Annotated in this window: 13 protein-coding genes; 11 read left to right on the top strand and 2 right to left on the bottom strand. The window is 64.6% G+C overall.

Annotated elements, in window-relative coordinates:
- The first annotated feature begins 11 nt into the window (after window positions 1-11).
- The 5 genes from gnd to KUF59_RS10455 all read left to right on the top strand — a co-directional run bounded on the left by gnd (window position 12) and on the right by KUF59_RS10455 (window position 4,687).
- The gene (gene gnd / locus KUF59_RS10475) at window positions 12-992 is read left to right on the top strand and encodes a phosphogluconate dehydrogenase (NAD(+)-dependent, decarboxylating) (RefSeq protein ID WP_212462017.1); all 981 of its coding nucleotides are present in this window, start codon (window positions 12-14) and stop codon (window positions 990-992) included.
- Window positions 993-1,072: 80 nt separating this feature from the next.
- The gene (zwf, locus tag KUF59_RS10470; protein ID WP_212462016.1) at window positions 1,073-2,584 is read left to right on the top strand and encodes a glucose-6-phosphate dehydrogenase; all 1,512 of its coding nucleotides are present in this window, start codon (window positions 1,073-1,075) and stop codon (window positions 2,582-2,584) included.
- Window positions 2,584-3,333, top strand: coding sequence for a 6-phosphogluconolactonase (gene pgl / locus KUF59_RS10465; protein WP_212462015.1), 750 nt, complete (start codon window positions 2,584-2,586; stop codon window positions 3,331-3,333). The genes zwf and pgl overlap by 1 nt, the downstream gene beginning before the upstream one ends.
- Window positions 3,320-3,865: a gluconokinase gene (locus tag KUF59_RS10460; RefSeq protein ID WP_212462014.1), complete on the top strand. Its 546-nt coding sequence runs from the start codon at window positions 3,320-3,322 to the stop codon at window positions 3,863-3,865. Before pgl ends, KUF59_RS10460 begins: the two co-directional genes overlap by 14 nt.
- A 9-nt stretch (window positions 3,866-3,874) precedes the next feature.
- A complete protein-coding gene (locus tag KUF59_RS10455) occupies window positions 3,875-4,687 on the top strand; it encodes a Cof-type HAD-IIB family hydrolase (protein ID WP_212462013.1) in 813 nt (270 codons plus the stop codon).
- A 3-nt stretch (window positions 4,688-4,690) separates the two neighbouring features.
- On the opposite strand, the gene KUF59_RS10450 is transcribed toward KUF59_RS10455, so the two are convergent.
- Entirely contained in the window at window positions 4,691-6,493 is a 1,803-nt protein-coding gene (locus tag KUF59_RS10450; protein WP_212462012.1) for a glycoside hydrolase family 15 protein, read from the bottom strand.
- Window positions 6,494-6,526: 33 nt separating this feature from the next.
- Complete coding sequence (gene malQ / locus KUF59_RS10445) at window positions 6,527-8,482, bottom strand: 4-alpha-glucanotransferase (RefSeq protein ID WP_212462011.1); 1,956 nt, start codon at window positions 8,480-8,482, stop codon at window positions 6,527-6,529.
- Window positions 8,483-8,696: 214 nt separating this feature from the next.
- Between malQ and KUF59_RS10440 the strand changes: the two genes are divergently transcribed.
- Genes KUF59_RS10440 through treY form a run of 6 tightly spaced genes read left to right on the top strand, consistent with a single transcriptional unit; the run spans window position 8,697 to window position 22,708 of the window.
- The gene (locus tag KUF59_RS10440; protein ID WP_212462010.1) at window positions 8,697-10,649 is read left to right on the top strand and encodes an alpha-1,4-glucan--maltose-1-phosphate maltosyltransferase; all 1,953 of its coding nucleotides are present in this window, start codon (window positions 8,697-8,699) and stop codon (window positions 10,647-10,649) included.
- A gap of 10 nt (window positions 10,650-10,659) precedes the next feature.
- A complete protein-coding gene (treS, locus tag KUF59_RS10435; RefSeq protein ID WP_258769407.1) occupies window positions 10,660-13,953 on the top strand; it encodes a maltose alpha-D-glucosyltransferase in 3,294 nt (1,097 codons plus the stop codon).
- Window positions 13,946-16,093 (top strand): 1,4-alpha-glucan branching protein GlgB, encoded by a 2,148-nt coding sequence (glgB, locus tag KUF59_RS10430; protein ID WP_212462008.1) that lies wholly within the window; start codon window positions 13,946-13,948, stop codon window positions 16,091-16,093. Before treS ends, glgB begins: the two co-directional genes overlap by 8 nt.
- Before the next feature lie 3 nt (window positions 16,094-16,096).
- On the top strand, window positions 16,097-18,172 hold the full coding sequence (gene glgX / locus KUF59_RS10425) for a glycogen debranching protein GlgX (RefSeq protein WP_212462007.1): 2,076 nt from the start codon (window positions 16,097-16,099) through the stop codon (window positions 18,170-18,172).
- Complete coding sequence (treZ, locus tag KUF59_RS10420) at window positions 18,169-19,926, top strand: malto-oligosyltrehalose trehalohydrolase (RefSeq protein ID WP_212462006.1); 1,758 nt, start codon at window positions 18,169-18,171, stop codon at window positions 19,924-19,926. Before glgX ends, treZ begins: the two co-directional genes overlap by 4 nt.
- Before the next feature lies 1 nt (window position 19,927).
- Window positions 19,928-22,708: a malto-oligosyltrehalose synthase gene (gene treY, locus KUF59_RS10415; protein ID WP_212462005.1), complete on the top strand. Its 2,781-nt coding sequence runs from the start codon at window positions 19,928-19,930 to the stop codon at window positions 22,706-22,708.
- Window position 22,709 lies beyond the last annotated feature (1 nt).

Below are 22,709 nucleotides of genomic sequence, written 5' to 3'. Positions count from 1 at the left end.
GGATATTGCAGATGCAACTCGGGATGATCGGCCTCGGCCGGATGGGCGGCAATATCGTCCGCCGGCTGATGCGGAGCGGCCATTCGGCCGTGGTCTATGACAAGGACGCCAAGGCCGTCGCCGGTCTCGCGGCGGACGGCGCTGTCGGCGCCACCACGCTGGAAGAGTTCGTCGCAAACCTGGAAAAGCCGCGCACCGCCTGGGTGATGCTGCCGGCCGGCCACATCACCGAGACGACGATCGACACGCTTGCAAAGCTCATGGAGCCCGGCGACGTCATCATCGATGGCGGCAACGCGTTCTGGCAGGACGACGTGCGCCGCGGCAAGGCGCTGAAGGAGCGCGGCATCTCCTATCTCGACGTCGGCACGTCCGGTGGCGTCTGGGGGCTGGAGCGCGGCTACTGTATGATGATCGGCGGCGACAAGGCCGTCGTCGACCGGCTCGACCCGATCTTCAAGACGCTTGCGCCGGGGATTGGCGACATTCCGCGCACGCCGGGCCGCGAGGGCCGCGATCCCCGCATCGAGCAGGGCTACATCCATGCCGGTCCCGTCGGCGCCGGGCATTTCGTCAAGATGATCCACAACGGTATCGAATATGGCCTGATGCAAGCCTATGCCGAGGGCTTTGACATCCTGAAGAGCGCCAATCTCGAGGCGCTGCCGCCGGATCATCGTTTCGATTTCGATCTCGCCGACATCGCCGAAGTCTGGCGTCGCGGCAGCGTGATCCCGTCCTGGCTGCTCGACCTGACCTCGACCGCGCTCGCCGACAGTCCGGCGCTGTCTGAATATTCCGGCTTCGTCGAGGATTCCGGCGAGGGACGCTGGACCGTGAATGCGGCGATCGACGAGGCGGTGCCGGCGGAGGTTTTGACCGCGGCGCTGTTCGCCCGCTTCCGTTCGCGCAAGGAACACACGTTTGCCGAAAAGATTCTCTCTGCGATGCGCGCGGGTTTTGGCGGCCACAAAGAGCCGAAGAAGCCCTGAAATCTTGTTTGACGCGTTTTCTTGACGCGAACCGGTACCCACTTCGCTTGAAAACGCTTCGAAATGAAGGCCAGTCGTTCGTGAAAGACCCGCAACCGCAACGAAAACCTGAAAACTGCGCCTTCGTCATCTTCGGCGTCAGCGGCGACCTCACCCATCGCCTCGTGCTCCCGTCGCTCTACAACCTCGCGGCCGAGAACCTGCTGCCGGAAAAATTCTGCGTCGTCGGTGCTGCCCGCAGGGCAATGTCGAATGACGAGCTGCGCGACAGCCTGCTGAAGGGGCTGCGCGAGTTCGCCACCCGCCCCGTCGACGATGTCGTGGCGCACCAGCTCCTGCAATGCGTGACCTTCGTCGAGGCGGATTCGAAGGATCCGTCCTCCTTCGAAACTCTGAAAAAACATCTCGACGCGCTCGAATGCTCGCGCGGCACCGGCGGCAACCGCCTGTTCTATCTGGCGACACCGCCGGCCGCCTTCGCGCCGACCGCGCGCGAACTCGGCCGCGTCGGCCTTATGAAGGAGGACAACGGCGCCTGGCGCCGGCTCGTGATCGAAAAACCTTTCGGCACCGATCTGGCTTCCGCCAAGGCGCTCAATGCCGAGCTGCTGAAGATCATGGACGAGCACCAGATCTACCGGATCGATCACTATCTCGGGAAAGAGACGGTGCAGAACATCCTGGTGCTGCGCTTTGCCAACGGCATGTTCGAGCCGATCTGGAATCGCAACCACATCGATCACATCCAGATCACCGTGGAGGAGCGGCTCGGCGTCGGCCATCGCGGCGGCTTCTATGATGCGACCGGCGCGCTGCGTGACATGGTGCCGAACCATCTGTTCCAATTGATGTCCCTGGTTGCGATGGAGCCGCCGACCCGCTTTGACGCCCACTCCGTGCGCTCCGAAAAGGCCGAGGTGCTCTCCGCGATCCAGCAGCCGAGCGAAGCCGAAGCACTGAAGAGTTCGGTTCGCGCGCAATATCTCGCCGGGCGCATCGGCAACGCCGATGTCCCGGACTATCGCAAGGTCCCGGACGTCAGGCCTGGCAGCACCACCGAAACTTATGTCGCGCTAAAACTGATGATCGACAATTGGCGCTGGGCCGGTGTGCCCTTCTACCTGCGCACTGGCAAGGCGTTGGCGCACAAGCGCACCGAAGTCGCGATCAAGTTCAAGCAAGCGCCGCTGTCGATGTTCAGCGGCACCGCGGTCGATCGCCTATCGCAAAACTTCCTCACCATCGGCATCGCGCCGACCGAGACCATCGAGCTGCAGTTCAACGCCAAGATTCCGGGGCCGAGTGTCACGATCGACGGCGTCGAGATGAAGTTCCGCTATGGCGACTACTTCAAAGCCGATCCGAGCACCGGCTATGAGACACTGATCTACGATTGCATGATCGGCGACAACATCTTGTTCCAGCGTGCCGACGGCGTGGAGGCCGGCTGGCAGGCCGTACAGCCGTTCCTCAACGCCTGGAAGAACGCCGGCTCCAACGGCATTGAGACCTATGCTGCCGGCAGCGACGGTCCGGCCTGCGCCGACGACCTTTTGCGGCGCGACGGACGAAGCTGGCGGAAGTTCACCTGATGGCACCAGCGGACAGGCCACAGCTCATCGTCGCAACCGATGCCGACGCGCTTGCGCGCATGGCGGCGGAGCGGGTGATGGCGCAGATATCAGCCAACCCCGGTCGCATTGCAATCTGCCTCACCGGCGGATCGAGCCCAGCACTCCTGTATCGCCAGCTCGGCTCCGACGCCTATCGCGACAAGATTCCCTGGGCGCGTGTGCACTGGTTCATCGGCGACGAGCGCTTCGTGGCCGAAAGCGACCCCCTCAACAATATGACGGTCGCGCGCGAGATCTTCCTGAACCACAATGCCCCGCCGGCCAACATCCATCCGATCCCGACCACAACCGAAGGCCCCGATGCAAGCGCGGAGGCCTATGCCCGCGAGCTGCAGTCCTTCTACGGCGCTGCGGATCTCGATCCGGCGCGGCCACTGTTCGACCTCGTGCTGATGGGGGCAGGACCCGACGGCCATACGGCCTCGCTATTCCCTGATTATCCCGCGCTTGACGAGACCGAGCACTGGGTCGTCGGCGTACCCAAGGCCAATGTCGCGCCTTTCGTGCCGCGGGTGACGCTCACGCTGCCCGCGCTCGCTTCCTGCCGCGAAATGCTGTTCGAGATGGCGGGGCCTCCGAAGCGTGCGATCTTGACGCGCCTTCTCAATGGCGAGAACCTGCCGGCGCTGCGCGCGCGTTCGATGGGCGAGACGGTCTGGCTGGTCGATGAAGCCGCGCTTCCGGAGGGGTTTGGTGGCGGGCGCTGAAGCACCATGTGCGCTGATCGTGATGGGCGTCTCGGGTTCGGGCAAGAGCACAGTTGCAAAGGCGCTCGGCGAGCGGCTCGGCTGGCGTTTTGAGGACGGCGACAGCTTTCACCCCGCCGCCAATGTCGCGAAAATGAGCGCGGGCCACCCACTCACCGATGAAGACCGCTGGCCCTGGCTCAACGCCATCGCCGACGAGATCGGCCGGGTGTGCGAGGCCGGTGAGCACGTCATTATCGCCTGTTCGGCGCTGAAGCACACCTATCGCGACGTGCTGCTGCGCGGCCGCGACGACGTCCGTTTCGTATTCTTGAAGGGAACGCAGGAGCTGATCGCCGACCGGCTCGCCCACCGCAAGGGGCATTTCATGCCGCCTGAACTTCTGACGAGCCAGTTCAGGACACTCGAACTGCCGGAAGCGAGCGAGCACGTCATCACCGTCTCGATCGACGAGTCCGTCGAGGCGATCGTTGACGGCATCTTGCGGCAGTTGAAATTCGGCGGCACGAAGCCCATGACCACGAAAACCTAAGGTCTTGCCATGACACCCATTTCGCTCGTGGTCTCCGATGTCGACGGGACGCTGCTGACGAAGGACAAGACGCTGACCGAGCGCGCCCGGGTAGCGGTGCAACGCCTGCATCAGGCCGGCATTGGCTTCACCATTACCTCGAGCCGCCCCGCAATCGGCATGCGCTTTTTGATCGAACCACTGGCGATCACCCTGCCGGTCGGCCCGTTCAACGGCTCGTCCATCATCGATCCCCAGATGAATCCGGTCGAGCAGCATTTGATTCCCGAGGCCGCGACGGTACGGAGCCTCGAAATCCTCGAAAAATTCGGCGCCGACATTTGGATCTTCACCAACGACGAATGGCTGATCCGCAATCCCGACGGCCGCTATGTCGCCCATGAGCAGCGTACGATCCGCTCCGACCCGACCGTTGTGCCGGACTTCGCGCCATACCTCGAGCGCGCCTGTAAAATCGTCGGCGCGAGCGCCGATGCTGCTGGCCTTGAGGCCTGCGAAAAGACGATGCAGGAGGCGCTCGGCACGAGCGCGCATGCCGTGCGCTCGCAGACCTACTATCTCGACGTCACACCGCCTGATGTCAGCAAGGGCACCTTCGTGCAGGCGATGGCGCGACGGCTCGGCATCTCGACCGACGCGGTCGCCACCATCGGCGACATGCAGAACGACCTGGCGATGTTTCGCGTCAGCGGCGTCTCCTTCGCCATGGGCAACGCCGCCGACAACGTCAAGCAGCAGGCCACCCACGTCACCGCTAGCAACGAGCAGGACGGATTTGCCGCGGCGATGGAAACGATCCTGCAGCAGAACGGCGCTGGCTAGTCGTCATTTCGACCGCTGCACGGCGGGCTTCTCGCTACTCGCCCGCGCCGCGGACAGATTGTGGGCGGTGTTGATCAGCGCGATATGGGTCAGCGCCTGCGGAAAATTCCCGGTCTGGCGCAGCGCAACCGGATCGTATTCCTCGGCCAGCAGACCGACGTCGTTGGCAACGCTGCAGACACGGTCGAACAGCGCCTGCGCCTTGTCGAGGTCGCCGGCGAGCACGTAGGCGTCCGCAAGCCACAGGCTGCAGGCGAGGAACGCTCCTTCGGCCGGTTGCTTCTCCTCGGAGACTTCGCGCGGATCGTGCCGCAGCACGAAGCCGCCGCGCATCATCTCGCGCTCCACCGCCGCGATCGTCCCGCGCACCCGCGGATCGGACGGGGGCAGGAAGCCGACCGAGGGCAGCAGCAGCACGCTGGCATCGAGCAGCTTTGAGCCATAGGACTCGACGAAGCTGTTCGTCTCCGGATCGAACCCCTTTTCGCAGACGTCGCGATGGATGGCGTCGCGCAGGGTTCGCCAGTGCAGCAGCGGCGCCTTGAAGCCAAAGGCTTCGGCGCTCTTGATGCCGCGGTCGAAGGCGACCCAAGTCATCACCTTGGAGAAGACGTAATGCTTCGCCTCGCCGCGGCGCTCCCAGATGCCGTGGTCGGGTTGGTCCCAGACTTCTGCGAGATGGCTGATCACGGCACATTCCAGCGCCCAGCTCTCATCGTCGAGCTTCAGCTTTGCCATGCGCGACTGGTGGAAGGCGTCGATCAGCTCGCCATAGACGTCGAGCTGCAGTTGCGCATGCGCGGCGTTGCCGACGCGCACCGGCCGCGCGCCCTCGTAGCCGTCGAGCCAGCCGGCCTCCCATTCGAGCAGGCGGCGCTGGCCCCAGATGCCGTACATGATCTGCATCCGGGACGGCGCGCCGGCCGCCGCGCGCAGCAGCCAACTGTGCCAGGCCGAGGCTTCCTCGGTATAGCCCGAGTTCATCAGCGCCAGCAGCGTGAAGGTGGCATCGCGCAGCCAGCAGAAGCGATAGTCCCAGTTCCTGGCGCCGCCGAGCTTTTCGGGCAGCGACGTCGTCGGCGCGGCAACGATGCCGCCGGTCGGAGCGAAGGTCAGCGCCTTCAATGTGATCAGGGAGCGCATGACGAGATCGTGATACGGTCCGTCGTGCGTGGAGTGACTGCACCAGTCCGTCCAATACGCCTCCGTCTCCTGCAAGGCGAGCTCGGGATCGATCGGCCCGGGCGGAGCGAGATGCGACGGACCATAGGTCAAGACGAACGACACGGTCTCGCCGGCCTTGACCTCGAACTCCGCGATCGTGGTGAGATCCTTGCCGCGGGTCTCGACCGGCGTCCGCAGCACCGTCATGTCCTGCCCGCAGATCGCGAGCAGCGCATTGTCCTCGGTCCGGCGCACCCAGGGAATGTCGACGCCGAAACCGAAACGGATCACGAGCTCCATCTGCAGCTTCACGCGGCCAGTGAGGCCGCGGACGAGGCGCACGATGTCCGAGGCCTTGCCGCGCGGCGGCATGAAGTCGACGAGAACGACGCTGCCTTCAGCGGTCTCGAAGCGCGTTTCCAGGATCAGGGTGTTGCCGGCATAGCGGCGCGACGTGCCGGTGACGTCGCCGCTCGGCGCGATCAGCCAGCGGCCGTTGCGGTTGGTGCCGAGAATGGCTGAAAAGCAGGCGTCGGAATCGAAGGCCGGCCAGCACAGCCAGTCGATCGAGCCGTCGCGGCCGATGAGGGCCGCGGTCTCGCAATCGCCGATCAGCGCATAGTCTTCGATCTTCTGTGACAATTCCGTATGACCAAAATTGTCGACATTAAAGCGTTAGCCGCGCGAGCGTTCCCGCGTCGCCGCCTTCAAGGCTGCGAGATCGATCGTCGCGGCGATCTTGTCGAGCGCCACGGGCAGCCGCTGGCGCCAGTTCGGATGCTCGTCGATCGTGCCGGGGATGTTGGGCTGGTCGACGACGCCGAGCAGGTCCTCGAGCGACACGGCAAGCAGGCGCGAGGGCGTGCGCGACAGGAAGCGCAGCACCGAATAGAGATCGTTGGCCTGAATGGAATTGTGCCGCAGGATCTCGTCGAGCATGCCGAGCGCGTGCCAGCGCGCCTCGTCGTTCTCGCCGGGATCGAGCCCGAGCGATTGCTTCATCTTGAGATCGCTGAAGGTCCGCCAGCCGGCATAGGTCGATAGGTCGTGCGTATTCAGCGTCACCAGCGCATTGGGCCGGTAGTGGTCGGTGTTGCGGAAGCGGCCGGCATCGTCGCGCTCGAACATCATGACCAGGTATGACCAGATGCCCCAGTCCTGCATGGATTCGCGAAAACCTTCCGGCACGGTGCCGAGATCCTCGCCGATGACGATGCAGCGATGCCTGGCGCTCTCGCGCGCGACGGCGGCGAGCAGCGCATCGAACGGCATGTGCACATAGGCGCCGTTATCAGGCTTGAAGCCGCGCGGCACGAGGTAGAGCCGCTTCAGGCCCAGCACATGGTCGAGCCGGATGGCACCGGAGTGGCGCATCGAGGCGCTCAACATCTCGGCGAACGGCACGAAGGACTGCGCTTCGAGGCCGCCGGCGTTGAAGCCAGCGAGGCCCCAATCCTGGCCCACGGTGTTCAGCACGTCAGGCGGTGCGCCGACGGCGAGATGGCGGGAGATCGCGCCCTGCTCGTTCCAGGCATCGAACCCGTCGGATTGGACGCCGACCGCGACGTCGAGATAAAGCCCGACCTTCATGCCGAGCTGGCCGGCAAGCGCCTTGGCCGCGTGCAGTTGTGCTTCCGCAGTCCACTGCACGAATTCGACGAACTCGACCTCGCGCCTATCAGGACCGGCACGCAGCTCCGCACATTTCGCCTCATCCGGCTCTCGCCATTCCGCCGGCCATTCCCACCAGGGATGCCCCGTGAAGCGGTGGCGCAGCACCTCGAAACAGGCAAAGCGCTGCAACAGCGGCGCGCGCTCAGCGCGGAAGGCGTCGAATTCCTTGCGTCGTGCTGCACTCGCCTTGGCCATGAATGCGTCGAAGGCGGCGCGCAGGCCGCGCCATTTCAGCGGCCCCACGTCGCGATATCTGACGCGATCGCCGTCCCGCAAGGAGGCCGTGGCCGCACGCGCTTCGGGCAGCAGATTGGCCGAAAATTCCGGGATCGCCTCGACATCGACATAGAGCGGGTTGAGGAACAGGCGGCTGTTCGGCGAATAGGGGCTGCAATCGCTCGGCCGGTCGTCGAACAGCGCGTGCAGCGGATTGAGACCGACGCCATCGGCGCCGAGCTCGTTTGCGAGCCGGACCAGGTCGGCGAGATCGGTGAAATCGCCGATGCCCCAATTGCGCACGGAACGGACGCTGTAGAGTTGCACCGCGAGGAGCCAGCCGCGGTCGAAATCGCCGGTGAAGGCGCGCTCGGGCGCGACGATCAGCGGCGCCTCTTCCTCCACGCCCTTGGCATCGGTCAGCGTCAAGCGGAAATAGCCGGACGGCAGACCGGCAGGCCAGGCGATCGCCCGCGCGCGTGTCTCGCCCTCGCCGACTGTTTTGGCGCCATCGCGAATCTGCCAGCGCAGCGGAAGCGCGGCCGCCTCGGTCAGCTCGGTGAGGGCATCCCCTCCTGATCGAACCACGACAGCGCCGCTGACGAAGCGATAGGCATGCTTGTCCGGCAGCGCGGCCAGGATGGATTTGAGCGCGTCTGAAGCGGTGACCCGCAGCTTTCCCAGGGCGTCGATGAATTCGGCCTGGATTCCCTTGGTTTTGGCTTGAGCTAGAAGATCCATTCGGCACGCAGCTTGCACGCCGCCTTCAATCGGGCGGCATCGGTTTTCATGAGGCAGAGGAATAAGATAGTCGGCTCTAACTCCCTGACCGCCGCCGTCGTTCCAGAGCGGAACTGCGGAACTAATGACACACAAGCGGCATTCTATATAGGTACCAAAGCGTCGGTTCCCGGCAGGGGACACGAGACGCTGTTTTGTTGTCAATGGCATCACCGTGAACAAGACAATTCAAACTGTCGAGAGTGCCGCAACCGGCGGCGCTTTCCTTATTGAAGACGTCTATCCGCTGGTCGATGGCGGCCGCTTCCCGGTCAAGCGGATCGCGGGCGAGCGCGTCGACGTCTGGGCCGATATCTTTCGCGATGGCGATGACGTGATCGGCGCCAATCTGCTTTGGCGTCATGAGCCGGACCGGGACTGGCAGCGCGCACCGATGACCCACCACGGCAATGACCGCTGGTTTGCGTCATTCGTCCCGTCAGAGCCGGGCCAGTACACCTATGCGATCGAGGCCTGGACCGACGAATTCGCGACCTGGCGCCATGACCTGGAACTGCGGCGGCAAGCCGGCGCCGACGTAACCCTCGAGGCGATCGAAGGGGCCGGCCTTCTGACCAAGGCCTATGGCGCGCGGCAGGAGGCCGCGGCAGTCATCGCGAAGCGGTGCGAGGACTATCTCGAATCGGGCGACGTCGCGCCGCTGCTTGCGCATGAGCTCAGGGATGCCATGGCCGAGAGCCAGGCGAAGCCGGACCTGACCCGCTCGGCCCTGTTCCCCCTCGTTGCCGACCGCGACAAGGCAGGCTTCAGCGCCTGGTACCAAATGATGCCGCGCAGTCAGGGCAAGGTCGTCGGCCGGCACGGCACCTTGCGGGATTGCATCGCGCGGGTGCCCGACATCGCCGCGATGGGATTTGACGTGCTGTATTTCACGCCGATCCACCCCATCGGCCGCACTCACCGCAAGGGCCGCAACAATTCACAGGTCGCAGCAGACAGCGACCCCGGCTGCCCCTATGCCATCGGCTCAGCCGAGGGCGGACACGACACTTTGCATCCCGAGCTCGGCACCATCGAGGATTTTCGCGCGCTGGTCGCCACCTGCCTGGAATATGGCCTCGAGCTCGCGCTCGATTTTGCCGTGCAGTGCTCGCCCGACCATCCCTGGCTGCGGGAGCATCCCGAATGGTTCAAATGGCGGCCGGATGGCTCGATGCGCGCGGAAGGGCCGTCGGGGAAGTATCAGGACATCGTCACGCCGGACTTCGACTGCGTGGACCGCGCCGCGCTTTGGAACGCGCTCCGCGACGTCATGCTGTTCTGGATCGATCATGGCGTGACGGCCTTCGCAATCGACAATCACGACACCGCGCCGTTCGCCTTCTGGGAATGGCTGATCCGCGACATCCGCCGCCGGCATCCCGACGTGATCCTGTTCTCGAAGATCTACACGCGGCCGAAGCTGATGAAGGGGCTGGCAAAACTCGGCTTCGCCCAGTCCTTCAGCTACTTCCCCTGGTGCACTCAGGCTTGGGAGCTGGAGCAGCACCTCCGCGAGTTGACGCGCCATCCCGAGCGGGAGTTCTATCGGCCGAACCTGTTCGTCAACACGCCTGATGTCCTGCCGTATCATCTGCAGGACGGCGAACCATGGATGTTCAAATCCCGCGTTGCGCTGGCGGCGACGCTGTCGGGCAATTACGGTGTCTATAGCGGTTTTGAGCTGCTCGAACACGAAGCCGTGCCGGGCCGCGAAGAGTATCTCGATTCCGAGAAATACGCGATCAAGGTGCGCGACTGGGACCAGGACGGTAACATCAAGTCCTATATCGGCGCGCTCAATCGCATCCGCAGCGAGAACGCGGCGCTTCAGCAGACGGCGAACCTGCGGTTCGTCGGTATCGAAGATGGCGAGGTAGTCGCCTATGTGAAGGAGGCACCCGGTCGGGGCAATATGGTGTTGGTTGCGATTGCGCTGTCAGGAAATGTGCGCGAATTATGGCTGCCGCTCGGCGACATCACGCGCGATGTCGATGGCCAGCGCCGCCACGTCTCGGCGGTGGAAAACCTCGTGACGGGCGAGCACATTCCAATCGAATGGGGCGGCATCCGCCTGCGGATCGATCCGTATCACGATCCCGCCCTGATCTTCCGTTGTCTGGCTTGAGGAGCGTGCCATGAACGTTCTCTCCTCTGTCGATGCCAAGAAGGCGCAGGCGGCCGAAGTCGCGGACGAGCTCTGGTACAAGGACGCCATCATCTACCAGCTCCACGTCAAGGCCTTTGCCGACAGCAACAATGACGGCATCGGCGACTTCGCGGGGCTCACCGAGAAGCTGCCCTATCTGCAGGATCTCGGCGTCACTGCGCTGTGGCTGTTGCCGTTCTATCCCTCGCCCGGCCGCGACGACGGCTACGACATCGCCGACTACGGCTCGGTCAACCCCGATTTCGGGACGATGAAGGACTTCAAGCGCTTCATCCAGGAGGCGCAGCGGCGGGGCTTGAGGGTCATCACCGAGCTCGTGGTCAACCACACCTCGGACCAGCACCGCTGGTTCAAGCGTGCGCGGCGCAGCCCGCCGGGCACAAGCGCGCGCAACTGGTACGTCTGGAGCGACACCGACCAGAAATATCAGGGCACGCGAATTATCTTTACGGACACGGAAAAGTCGAACTGGACCTGGGATCCGGAAGCCGGCGCGTTCTACTGGCACCGCTTCTTCTCGCACCAGCCGGATCTCAACTTCGACAATCCGCGCGTCGTCTGCGCCCTCATCCAGGTGATGAAGCGCTGGCTGGATGCCGGCGTGGACGGCTTCCGCCTGGACGCCATTCCCTATCTCTGCGAGCGCGAGGGCACCTCGAACGAGAACCTGCCGGAGACGCATGCCATCATCAAGCGGCTGCGCCAGGAGCTCGATGCCTACTCCAGGGGCAAACTGCTGCTCGCCGAAGCCAATCAATGGCCGGAGGACGTGCAGGAATATTTCGGCCGCGGCGACGAATGCCACATGGCCTACCACTTCCCGCTGATGCCGCGCATCTACATGGCGATCGCGCAGGAGGACCGTTTTCCGATCACCGACATTCTGCGCCAGACGCCGGATATCCCGGCAAGCTGCCAATGGGCGCTGTTCCTGCGCAACCATGACGAGCTGACGCTGGAGATGGTCACCGACGTCGAACGCGATTACCTCTGGTCGACCTACGCCAACGACCCGCGCGCCCGCATCAATGTCGGCATCCGCCGGCGCCTCGCGCCGCTGATGGACAACGATCGGCGCAAGATCGAGTTGATGAACTCGCTGCTGCTGTCCTTCCCCGGTACGCCGATCGTCTATTATGGCGACGAGATCGGCATGGGCGACAACATCTATCTCGGCGATCGCAACGGCGTTCGTACGCCGATGCAATGGAGCCCGGACCGCAATGGCGGCTTCTCGCGCGCCGATCCGGCACGCCTCTATGCGCCGCTGATCATGGACCCCGTCTATGGCTATGAGGCAGTCAACGTCGAAGCGCAGTCGCGCAGCCTGTCCTCCCTGCTCAACGCCACCAAGCGGCTGATCTCGGTGCGCAAGTCGACGCTCGCCTTCGGCCGCGGCACCATGACCTTCATCCGCCCGGCGAACCGCTCCGTGCTCGCCTATGTCCGGCAGCACCGCGACGAGGTGATCCTCTGTGTCGCCAATCTGTCGCGCGCGGCGCAGGCGACCGAGCTCGATTTGTCGCCGTGGAAGGACCGGATTCCACTGGAGATGCTGGGACGCACGCGCTTCCCGGCGATCGGCGAACTGCCCTACATGATCACGCTCGGGCCCTATAGCTTTTACTGGTTCCAGCTCCAGGAGCGCGACAAGTCCGAGCCGGTGACGCCGCGCGCGGTGCCGGAGTTCGAGACGCTGGTGGTGCCGGTCAACTCGACCTGGGTGTCGCTCGCGCGCGAGCGCGGCGTCTTCGAGCGCGACGTGCTGCCGGGCTTCCTGTCGCGCGTGCGCTGGTATCCGGAACGCAAGCCTGCGCAGATCCAGCCCAAGCTGACCTCGGCGGTGCCGTTCTGCGACATCGGCGACAACCGGCCTTGGCTCGCCTTCTTCGAAACGACGCAGCAAGGCGCCAGCTCGCGCTACGTGATGCCCATGCAGATCGAATGGGCGCGCTTCGATCGCGAGCGCTTCAATCCTAAGGCGCTTGCCGCCGTGCGCCAGGGCGCACGCGAGGGCACGCTGCTCGATGTGGCGACCGACCAGATTTTCATCGGCCTGTTCCTGCGCAACCTCAGCCAGTCGCTGGTCGTCGATGAGAACGATTTGCGGCTCGACTTCAAGCCAACCAGCCGCTTTGCCGAATATCCCGTCAAGCAGCCCGAGCAGATCCGCACCATCGAGCAGGCCAACAGCACCGCGCTGGTCGACAATCTGTACGTGACCAAGATCTATCGCCAGCTCGAAGCCGGCACCAATCCCGAGATCGAGATCGGCCAATACCTCACGGAGGTCGCGCGCTTCGCCAACGCGCCGGCACTGCTCGGCACCGCGGAGCTGGTCGAAGGTGACCAGCGCAGCGCGATCGGCGTCGTGCATGCCTATGTCGCGAACCAGGGCGACGGCTGGGCGGTGACTGCGGGCTACATCGACCGCTACATCGATGAGCAGCGGCTGCTGCCGGTCAGCGAAACGCCGCGCGAGCAGCAAGAGCAGGCGCCCTATCTGCACTACCTCGCCCAGACGGGCAAGCGCCTGGCCGAGCTGCATCTGGCGCTGGCGGCTGCCGAGTCTGCCGATTTCGCGCCCGAACCGATCGACCCCGCCCAGATCAAGCAGTGGACCTTCGAGCTCAAGGCGCGCGCCGACCGGCTCTGCGAACTGCTGAGCGAGCGCCGCGACGGCCTGAAGGAGCCCGACCGTACACTGTTCGACCGCCTACAGACGGTGCGCCAGGGCCTCGCCGACCGGCTGACGACGCTATTGCCATCCGACATCAAGGGGTTGAACATCCGTCATCATGGCGACTTCCGCCTCGGACAGGTTCTGATCGTGAAGGACGATATCTTCATCATCGATTTCGACGGCGACCTGCGTCGGCCGCTCGCCGAGCGGCGGCGCAAGCTGCCTGCGGCGCGCGACGTCGCCGGCCTGATCCGATCGATCGACCTGGCGGTGAATGCCGCTGTGGGCCGCGCGCTCAAGGGTGCACCGGACGAACAGGGCCGGCTCGCGACCGCGCTCGGCGAATGGCGCGAGCGCGCCGCCGCAACCTTCTTCACTGCCTATCGCGAGGCCATGACCAACAGCCATCTGTGGCCGGCCGATCAGGCCTCGCAAGAAGGCCTCGTCAACTTCTTCCTGCTTGATAAAGCGTTCGATGAGGTGGAGTACGAACTGTCCCACCGGTCCGACGGGCTCACCGCGCCGCTGACCGGGCTGCTTCGCATTCTGTCCAATGCCGAGAGCGAAGCTCATGCCTAAATTGTCTGCCGAAGCCTATGCGATCATCGAGGGCCGCCACTCCGACCCCTTCCACTATCTCGGCTTGCATCCCGAGGGCGACAAGAGCGTGGTCCGCGCGTTCCTGCCCGAGGCATCGAATGTCGAGGCGGTCGGTGAGCATGGCGAGGTGGCAAAGCTCGATCGCATCCACGAGTCCGGCCTGTTCGCAGGCGCGCTGCCCAACGGGGCCAAGCGCTACCAGTTGCGCGCAAAGTTCGGCGACAATGTCGTCGAGCTCGAGGACCCCTATCGCTTCCCGCCGATCCTGACCGACTTCGATCTCTATCTGCTCGGCGAAGGCACGCATCAGCGGCTCTATGACAAGCTCGGGGCACATCCGATGACGCTCGACGGCGTCGACGGCATCGGCTTCGTCGTGCTGGCGCCGAATGCGCGGCGCGTCAGCGTGGTCGGCGACTTCAATTTCTGGGACGCCCGGCGCCATCCGATGCGCGTGCGCGGCGTCGGCTATTGGGAATTGTTCATCCCGCATGCGAAGTCGGGCGATCACTACAAGTTCGATATCGTCGGACCTCACGGCCACAATCTGGCGCTGAAATCCGATCCGTTCGCCTTCGCGACCGAGCAGCGGCCGAAGACGGCGTCGATCGTGTTCGACGAGGCGCATTTGCCGCGGCCGCGGCCGGCGCCCGACGGCATCAACGCGCTGTCCGCGCCGATGTCGATCTACGAGGTCCATCTCGGCTCGTGGCGGCGCAACGCCAACAATGAATGGCTGACCTATCGCGAGCTCGCCGAGCAGTTGCCCGCCTACGCCCGCGACATGGGTTTTACCCATGTCGAATTCCTGCCCGTGAGCGAGCATCCCTTCGACGGATCCTGGGGCTACCAGCCGACCGGGCTCTATGCGCCGACCAGCCGTTTTGGCTCGCCGGAGGATTTTGCCGCGCTCGTCGATGCCTGCCACCGCGAAGGCGTTGCCGTGCTGCTCGACTGGGTGCCTGGCCATTTCCCGGACGATCCGCACGGCCTCGGCCATTTCGACGGTACCGCGCTCTATGAGCACGCCAATCCTCTGCAGGGCCGTCATCTCGACTGGGGCACGCTGATCTACAATTACGGCCGCACCGAAGTGACGAATTTTCTGGTGTCGAATGCGCTGTTCTGGCTAGAGCGCTACGCCATCGACGGGTTGCGCGTCGATGCGGTCGCCTCGATGCTCTATCTCGACTACAGCCGTCCGCCGGGCGGCTGGATCCCCAACCAGCACGGAGGGCGCGAAAACCTCGAGGCGATCGCCTTCCTGCGCCGTTTCAACAGCGAGCTGTTTGCGCGCTTCCCGCAGGCGACGACGGCGGCGGAAGAATCCACCGCCTGGCCGCAGGTGTCGCGCCCGGTCGAATTCGGCGGGCTCGGCTTCGGCTACAAATGGAACATGGGCTGGATGCACGACACGCTGAACTACATCAGCAAGGATCCGATCCACCGCAAACACCATCACGGCGACATCCTGTTCGGCCTGCACTACGCCTTCTCGGAAAACTTCATTTTGCCGCTGTCCCATGACGAAGTCGTGCATGGCAAGCGCTCGATCCTCGGCCGGATGCCCGGCGACGAGTGGCAGCGCTTTGCGAACTTGCGCGCCTATTACAGCTTCATGTTCGGCCATCCCGGCAAGAAACTCATGTTCATGGGCGGCGAGATCGCCCAGAGCAGCGAATGGAATCACGACCAGTCGCTCGACTGGCACCTGCTTCAACACAAAAACCATTCCGGCATCCAGTCGCTGATCCGCGACCTCAACCGGCTCTATCGCTCGGTGCCCGCGCTGCACCAGATGGACTGCGAGCAGGCCGGATTCGAATGGGTCATCACCGACGATGCCAACAACAACGTATTCGCCTGGGTCCGCAACGGATTTGAAGACCGCGCGCGCTGCCTCGTGGTGGTGAATTTCTCCCCGAACGTCTACCGCAATTATCGCGTGCGCGTGCCGTTCGCCGGCAAGTGGCACGAGGTGTTCAACTCCGACTCCGCGCATTACGGCGGCAGCAATGTCGGCAATATCGGTGAGGTCCACACCCAAGGCAGCAAGACGCCCGAGCTCAGCCTGACCCTTCCGCCGCTGGCTGCGATCTTCCTCGTTCCGGAAAGCTGACCCATGCGACTGACCGCCGGATCGTCCGCTCGCCTCGGCGCAAGCTGGGACGGAAGAGGCACCAATTTCGCGCTGTTCTCGGCCAATGCGCAGAAGGTCGAGCTGTGCCTGTTCGACAGCCAGGGTCGGCGCGAACTCGAACGCATCGAGCTGCCCGAGCGGACCGAGGACGTCTGGCACGGCTACCTCAACGACGTCTCGCCAGGTCAGCTCTACGGCTATCGCGTGCACGGCCCTTACGAACCCGAGCACGGCCATCGCTTCAATGCCAACAAGCTGCTGCTTGATCCCTACGCAAAACGGCTCGCAGGCCGCCTGGTCTGGAGCGATGCCCATTTCGCCTATCGCACCGGCAGCCCGCGCGAGGACCTCTCCTTCGACCGGCGCGACAATGCCCGCGGCATGATCAAGGCCGTCGTCGTCGACGAGACCTTCAACTGGGGCCGGCGCGAGATCCGTCCCAACGTGCCCTGGGAAGACACCGTCATCTACGAGGCCCATATCAAGGGCCTGACCCAGAAGCGCGAGGACGTACCGCCGAACTTGCGCGGCACCTACGGCGGTCTGTCCTCACCCGCGATGATCGAGCACCTCAAGCGCCTGGGGGTCACCACGATCGAGCTGCTGCCGATCCACGGCTTTATCGACGACCGCGTGCTGGTCGAGAAGAAGCTCGTCAACTACTGGGGCTACAACACGCTGTCGTTCTTCGCGCCGGAGCCGCGCTATGCCCAGGACAATACGCTCGACTCCTTCCGCACCACCGTGGCGCGGCTGCACGATGCCGGCATCGAGGTGATGCTCGACGTCGTCTACAACCACACCGCCGAAGGCAACCATCTCGGCCCGACACTGTGCTTCCGCGGCATCGACAATGCGTCCTATTACTGGCTGAACCGCGAGAACCCGCGCTTTTACGACGATTTTACCGGCTGCGGCTCGTCGGTGAATCTCACCCATCCGCGCGTCCTGCAGATGGTGATGGATTCGCTGCGCTACTGGGTCGAGGTCTGCCATGTCGACGGTTTCCGCTTCGATCTCGCGACCACGCTCGCGCGCGGGCCCAATGGCTATGACCGCGGCGCCTCGTTCCTGACAGCCGTGCGCCAGGACCCGGTGCTCGCCAACGTCAAACTCGTCGCCGAACCCTGGGACCTCGGTCTCGGCGGCTACCAGGTCGGCGCGTTTCCCTCGCAATGGTCGGAGTGGAATGATCGCTATCGCAGCGCCATGCGCCGCTACTGGAGCGGCGAAGGCAGCCTGATCGGCGACATTTCCTCGCGCATGACGGCGTCTTCCGACCTGTTCAACCATGACGGCCGGCGGCCCCGCGCCTCGATCAACCATATCACCGTCCATGACGGTTTCACGCTCGCCGACCTCTTCAGCTACAACCAGAAGCACAACGAAGCGAACGGCGAAGACAATCGCGACGGCTCCAACGACAACCACAGCAACAATTGCGGCGTCGAAGGCCCGTCCGACGATCCGGATATCCTCGCCCTGCGCCGCCAGCTCCGCAAGAATGTGCTGGCCTGCCTGATGCTCGCGCAGGGCACGCCGCTGCTGCTCGCCGGCGACGAGGTCGGCAACACCCAGAACGGTAACAACAACGCCTATTGCCAGGACAACGAGACCGGCTGGGTGTTGTGGGACGATCTCGGCAAGGATGGCGAGGACATGGTCGACTTCGTCGCCCATCTCGCCGACATCCGCCGGCGCTTCTCGCAGCTCCGCAGCCATCGCTGGCTCGACGGCCGCCGCGCCGACGGCTCCTATGGCGTGCTCTGGCTGACGCCGGCCGGCGAGGAGATGACGGAGAGCGATTGGAATTTCCCCGAAGGCAGGTTCCTCTCTTATGTGATGGGTTCGCTGGAACCCGGCGGCTCCGCGATCTTTATCGTCCTGAACGCCGCCCCCGAAGAGATCGCAATCAAATTGCCCAGGATGACCGAATACAAGAGCTGGCAGCAGATCCTGAACACGACTGAGGCCAGGCTGAACAGCGTCGATTTCCCGCCCGGCGCCGACAGCAAGGCACCGCCGCGCTCGGTGCTGGCGTTTGCGGGCGCGCTATGAGGCCATCCTTCGGGGCAAGGCCAACCAGGGAGGGCGTCTCGTTCCGCCTTTGGGCGCCCGCGGCCAGACGCGTCGATCTCAAGCTCGACAGGCCGTACGCCATGCAGCGGCGCGACGACGGCTGGTACGTGGCCGACATTCCCGGCCTGAAGGCCGGCGCCCGCTATAAATTCCGGATCGATGACGAGCTCGACGTGCCCGATCCCGCCTCCGCCTTCCAGCCGGACGACGTCTTCGGTCCCGGCGAGGTGATCGACCATGCGAGCTTCGAGTGGCGCGCCAAGAACTGGCGCGGCCGTCCCTGGCACGAGACCGTGCTGCTGGAGGCCCATGTCGGCACGTTCACGCCGCAAGGCAGCTACCGCGCGATGATCGAAAAACTCGATCATCTCGTCGCGACCGGCATCACTGCGCTCGAGCTGATGCCGCTGGCGGACTTCGCAGGCAAGCGCGGCTGGGGCTATGACGGCGTGCTGTGGTACGCGCCCGACGGCGCCTATGGCCGGCCGGATGACCTGAAGACGCTGATCGACGAGGCCCATCTGCGCGGGCTGATGGTGTTCCTCGACGTCGTCTACAATCACTTCGGCCCCGAGGGGAATTATCTCGGCCGCTACGCGCCGTCCTTCTTCACCGACGCGCACACGCCCTGGGGCAGCGCGATCGACTATCGCGTGCCGCAGGTGCGCGCCTTCGCGATCGAGAATGCGCTGTCCTGGCTCAGCGACTATCGCTTCGACGGATTGCGGCTCGACGCGGCCAACCACATCATGGCGATCCCCGGCGAGCAGTCGCTGCTCCATGAGCTGAGCGTCGCGGCCGGTCAGCTCGCCGCGGCCACCGGCCGTCACATCCATCTCGTTCTGGAGAACGGCGATAACCGCGCGAGCCTGCTCGATCCCGCGCAGGAGCCGCCGAACGGCAAATACCGGGGCCAGTGGAACGACGACTACCATCACGTCTGGCACGTGATGCTGACGGGCGAATCCGCCGGTTACTATGGCGACTATCAGGGAACGTGGCGCATCGATCTCGCCCGCGCGCTGGCCTCGGGCTTCGTCTACCAGGGCGAAACGTCCGCCTTCTGGGGAAACAAGCCGCGCGGCGAACCAAGCGGGGCGCTGCCGCCGACCACCTTCGTCAACTTCCTGCAGAACCACGACCAGATCGGCAACCGCGCGCTCGGCGACCGTCTCGAAAGCATCGCATCGCCCAGGGCGATCGAGGCCGCCCTCGCCATCTTGCTGCTCGCACCTCAGGTGCCGATGCTGTTCATGGGCGAGGAATGGGGCTCGAAAGCGCCCTTCCCGTTCTTCTGCGATTTCCATGGCGACCTCGCCACCGCCGTCCGCAAGGGCCGGCGTGAGGAATATGCCTGGGCCTATGCAAAGTACGGCGACGAGGTGCCCGACCCGCTCGATCCCGCCACGCCGCAATCCGCCGTGCTCGATTGGGAGAAGCGCACTCCCGAAGAAGATGCGCGGCTGGCGCTGGTGCGAAACCTGCTCGCCGTCAGGCAAAGGGAGATCATGCCGCGGCTCGGCAGCGTCGCGTTCGGCGATGCCAATGTGTCCGACAACGGCCTGCTCGCCGCGCATTGGCGCATGGCCGACGGGACGACGCTGCGCCTGATCGCCAATTTGTCGGATCAGGACATCGCGGCAACAGACACCATCACCGGCGCGCCGATCTGGGGCGGCGACACCGGCGACCGACTCCTGCCCTGGTCGGTCTTTTGGCGCATCGGAGGGTGACATGCCTCCCGCCATCCCGCTTGCCACCTACCGCCTGCAGCTCACCGCCGATTTCAACTTTGACGCCGCGGCCGACATCGTGCCCTACCTGAAGGCGCTCGGCATCACGCATCTTTATTCCTCTCCGGTGATGAAGGCGCGCAAGGGTTCGACGCACGGCTACGACACCGTGGACCACGGCCAGCTCAGTCCCGAGCTCGGCGGCGAAGCCGGCTTTGCCCGCCTGAGCGAGGCGTTGAGGCAGCACGACCTCGGCCTCATCATCGATTTTGTGCCGAACCATGTCGGCGTGCATTTTGCCGACAATCCGTTCTGGCTCGACATGCTGGAATGGGGCCCGGCCTCGCCGCATGCCGTCTCCTTCGACATCGACTGGGAGTTACTGGCCTATCGCGCCCGTAGCGGCGTGCTGTTGCCGATCCTCGGTTCGGCCTATGGCGACGCGCTCGAGCGCGGCGAGATCGAGCTGCGCTACGATTCCGACGAAGGCAGCTTTTCAGCCTGGTATTTTGAGCATCGCCTGCCGATCGCGCCGGAGCGCTATGGCGAGATGCTCCGGATGATCGTGAAGGAAGCCGGCGCGGAGACGAACGAATCCGGCAAGCGCCTGCTCGCCCTCGCCGAGCGATACAGGGGCTTGCGCCATCCGAACCGGAAAGAAGCACCTGCCTTCAAGGCCGAACTGAAGGCGATCGGTGCCGCTGACCTCATCGACCGCGGCCTTGCCGCCTACCGTGCGGCAAAGGATCGTCCGTCACAGACGCTGGCGCTGCATCATCTCCTGGAACGGCAGCACTACAAGCTCGGCCACTGGCGGCTCGCCTCCAGCGACATCAATTATCGCCGCTTCTTCGACGTCAACGGCCTCGCGGGCCTGCGGGTCGAAGACCCCGGTACGTTCGAGGCCACGCACAAGCTCGTCAAGCAGTTGATCGCCGACGGCAGGCTGCAAGGCATCCGCCTCGACCATATCGACGGCCTGCGCGACCCCGCGCAATATTGCCAGCGGCTGCGTCGCCTCGTCCGCAGCGAGCAAGGCGCAGCAAAACCCTTCTACACCGTGATCGAAAAGATCCTTTGCGAGCACGAGCGGCTGCCGCATTTTGCCGGGGTACAGGGCACCACCGGCTATGAATGGATGAACGTCATCACCCACGTGCTGGTCGACGCCAAGGGGCTGGACGCGCTGGACGAGACCTGGCGCCAGATCAGCAATCGACCGCCGCGGCTCGCACCTTATGTGATGGAAGCCAAGCGGCGCGTGCTCGAAACGCTGCTGACGAGCGAATTCACCGTGCTGACGCGCCTGCTGGCCCGGATCGCCAACGGGCACTATTCGACGCGCGATTTTTCCGCCGACAGCCTGCGGCAGGCGCTCGAGCTCTATGTGCTGCACTTTCCGGTCTACCGCACCTACATTACGACCGCCGGCCCGACCGCGCATGACCGCAAGCTGATCGACGAGACCATCGCGCGTGCGCGCGCCGAATGGTTTTCCGCCGATGAAGGCATTTTCGATTTCCTGCGCGATGCCCTCACCATGGACCTGCTCAAGCCCGGTCGTCCGCCGCACGGCGCGCCGCGCGTGCGCCGCTTTGCGCTGAAGGTGCAGCAGTTCACCGGGCCGATGATGGCAAAGTCGCTGGAGGACACCGCGTTCTACCGCTACCACCGCCTGTTGGCGCTGAACGAGGTCGGCGGCGATCCGTCCGCCAAGGGCCTGTCGGTCCCCGCATTCCATCAGGCCATGCAGGTGCGGGCGAAGGAATGGCCCCATGGCATGACGGCGACGGCGACACACGACACCAAGCGCGGCGAGGATGCGCGTACGCGCCTTGCTGCACTGAGCGAAATCCCGGGCGAGTGGACGAGCGCAGTCGCGCGCTGGAAGGTGTTGAACGCGCCGCATATCACGACCCACGGCAACATGCGTGCGCCGTCGGCGACGTTCGAATACATGCTTTATCAGACCCTGCTCGGCGCCTGGCCGCTCACGCCCCCCGATGCCGGCCTCGTCGAGCGCATTCAGGCCTATGCGCTCAAGGCCGCGCGCGAGGGCAAGGAGGAAACGAGCTGGCTCAATCCGCACGAATCCTACGAGGCCGGCGTCCAGGAGTTCATCGCAAAACTCCTCGATCCCGCCGTCTCCCGCGAATTCCTGGATTCGCTGCAGACGCTGGCGCAGCGCCTTGCGCGCCTTGGCGCGCTGAATTCGCTGAGCCAGCTCACGTTGAAGGCGACCCTGCCGGGAGTGCCGGATTTCTATCAAGGCACCGAGTTCTGGGATCTGTCGCTGGTCGACCCCGATAACCGCCGTCCCGTGGACTTTGCCGCGCGAGGCAAAATGCTCACCGCGCTCGAACGTCCGGACTGGAACGATCTCGCCCGCAACGCCTCGGACGGCCGGCTGAAACTCGTCTGGACGCGGCATCTGCTCGCGCTACGCGCAAACCTGGCCGATGTCTTTGCACTGGGCGACTACCAGCCGCTCGAGGTGAGCGGGCCACACAGCGACCATGTCATCGCCTTCGCCCGCCGCTATGGACGCGACGCGGCGATCATCGTCGCCGGCCGGCTGTTCGCACCGCTCACGCAAGGCGGCCGGGAATGGCCGGACGCCAAAACTCTCGATGCAGTGGTGGATGTGAAGGGCTATGCGATCGACGGCGTTGAGGGTCAGGAGTTGCAGATATCGCGGGCGTTCCGCACCCTTCCGGCAACCGTCTTGCGCGCAAAGACCGCGACCGCCTCCAAGCCGGTGCGCCAGCGCGCACGCGCTTAAA

Origin of the sequence: Bradyrhizobium arachidis, assembly GCF_024758505.1 — a bacterium.
Taxonomy (GTDB): domain Bacteria; phylum Pseudomonadota; class Alphaproteobacteria; order Rhizobiales; family Xanthobacteraceae; genus Bradyrhizobium; species Bradyrhizobium manausense_C.
This window is presented reverse-complemented; position numbering and strand designations above follow the sequence as displayed.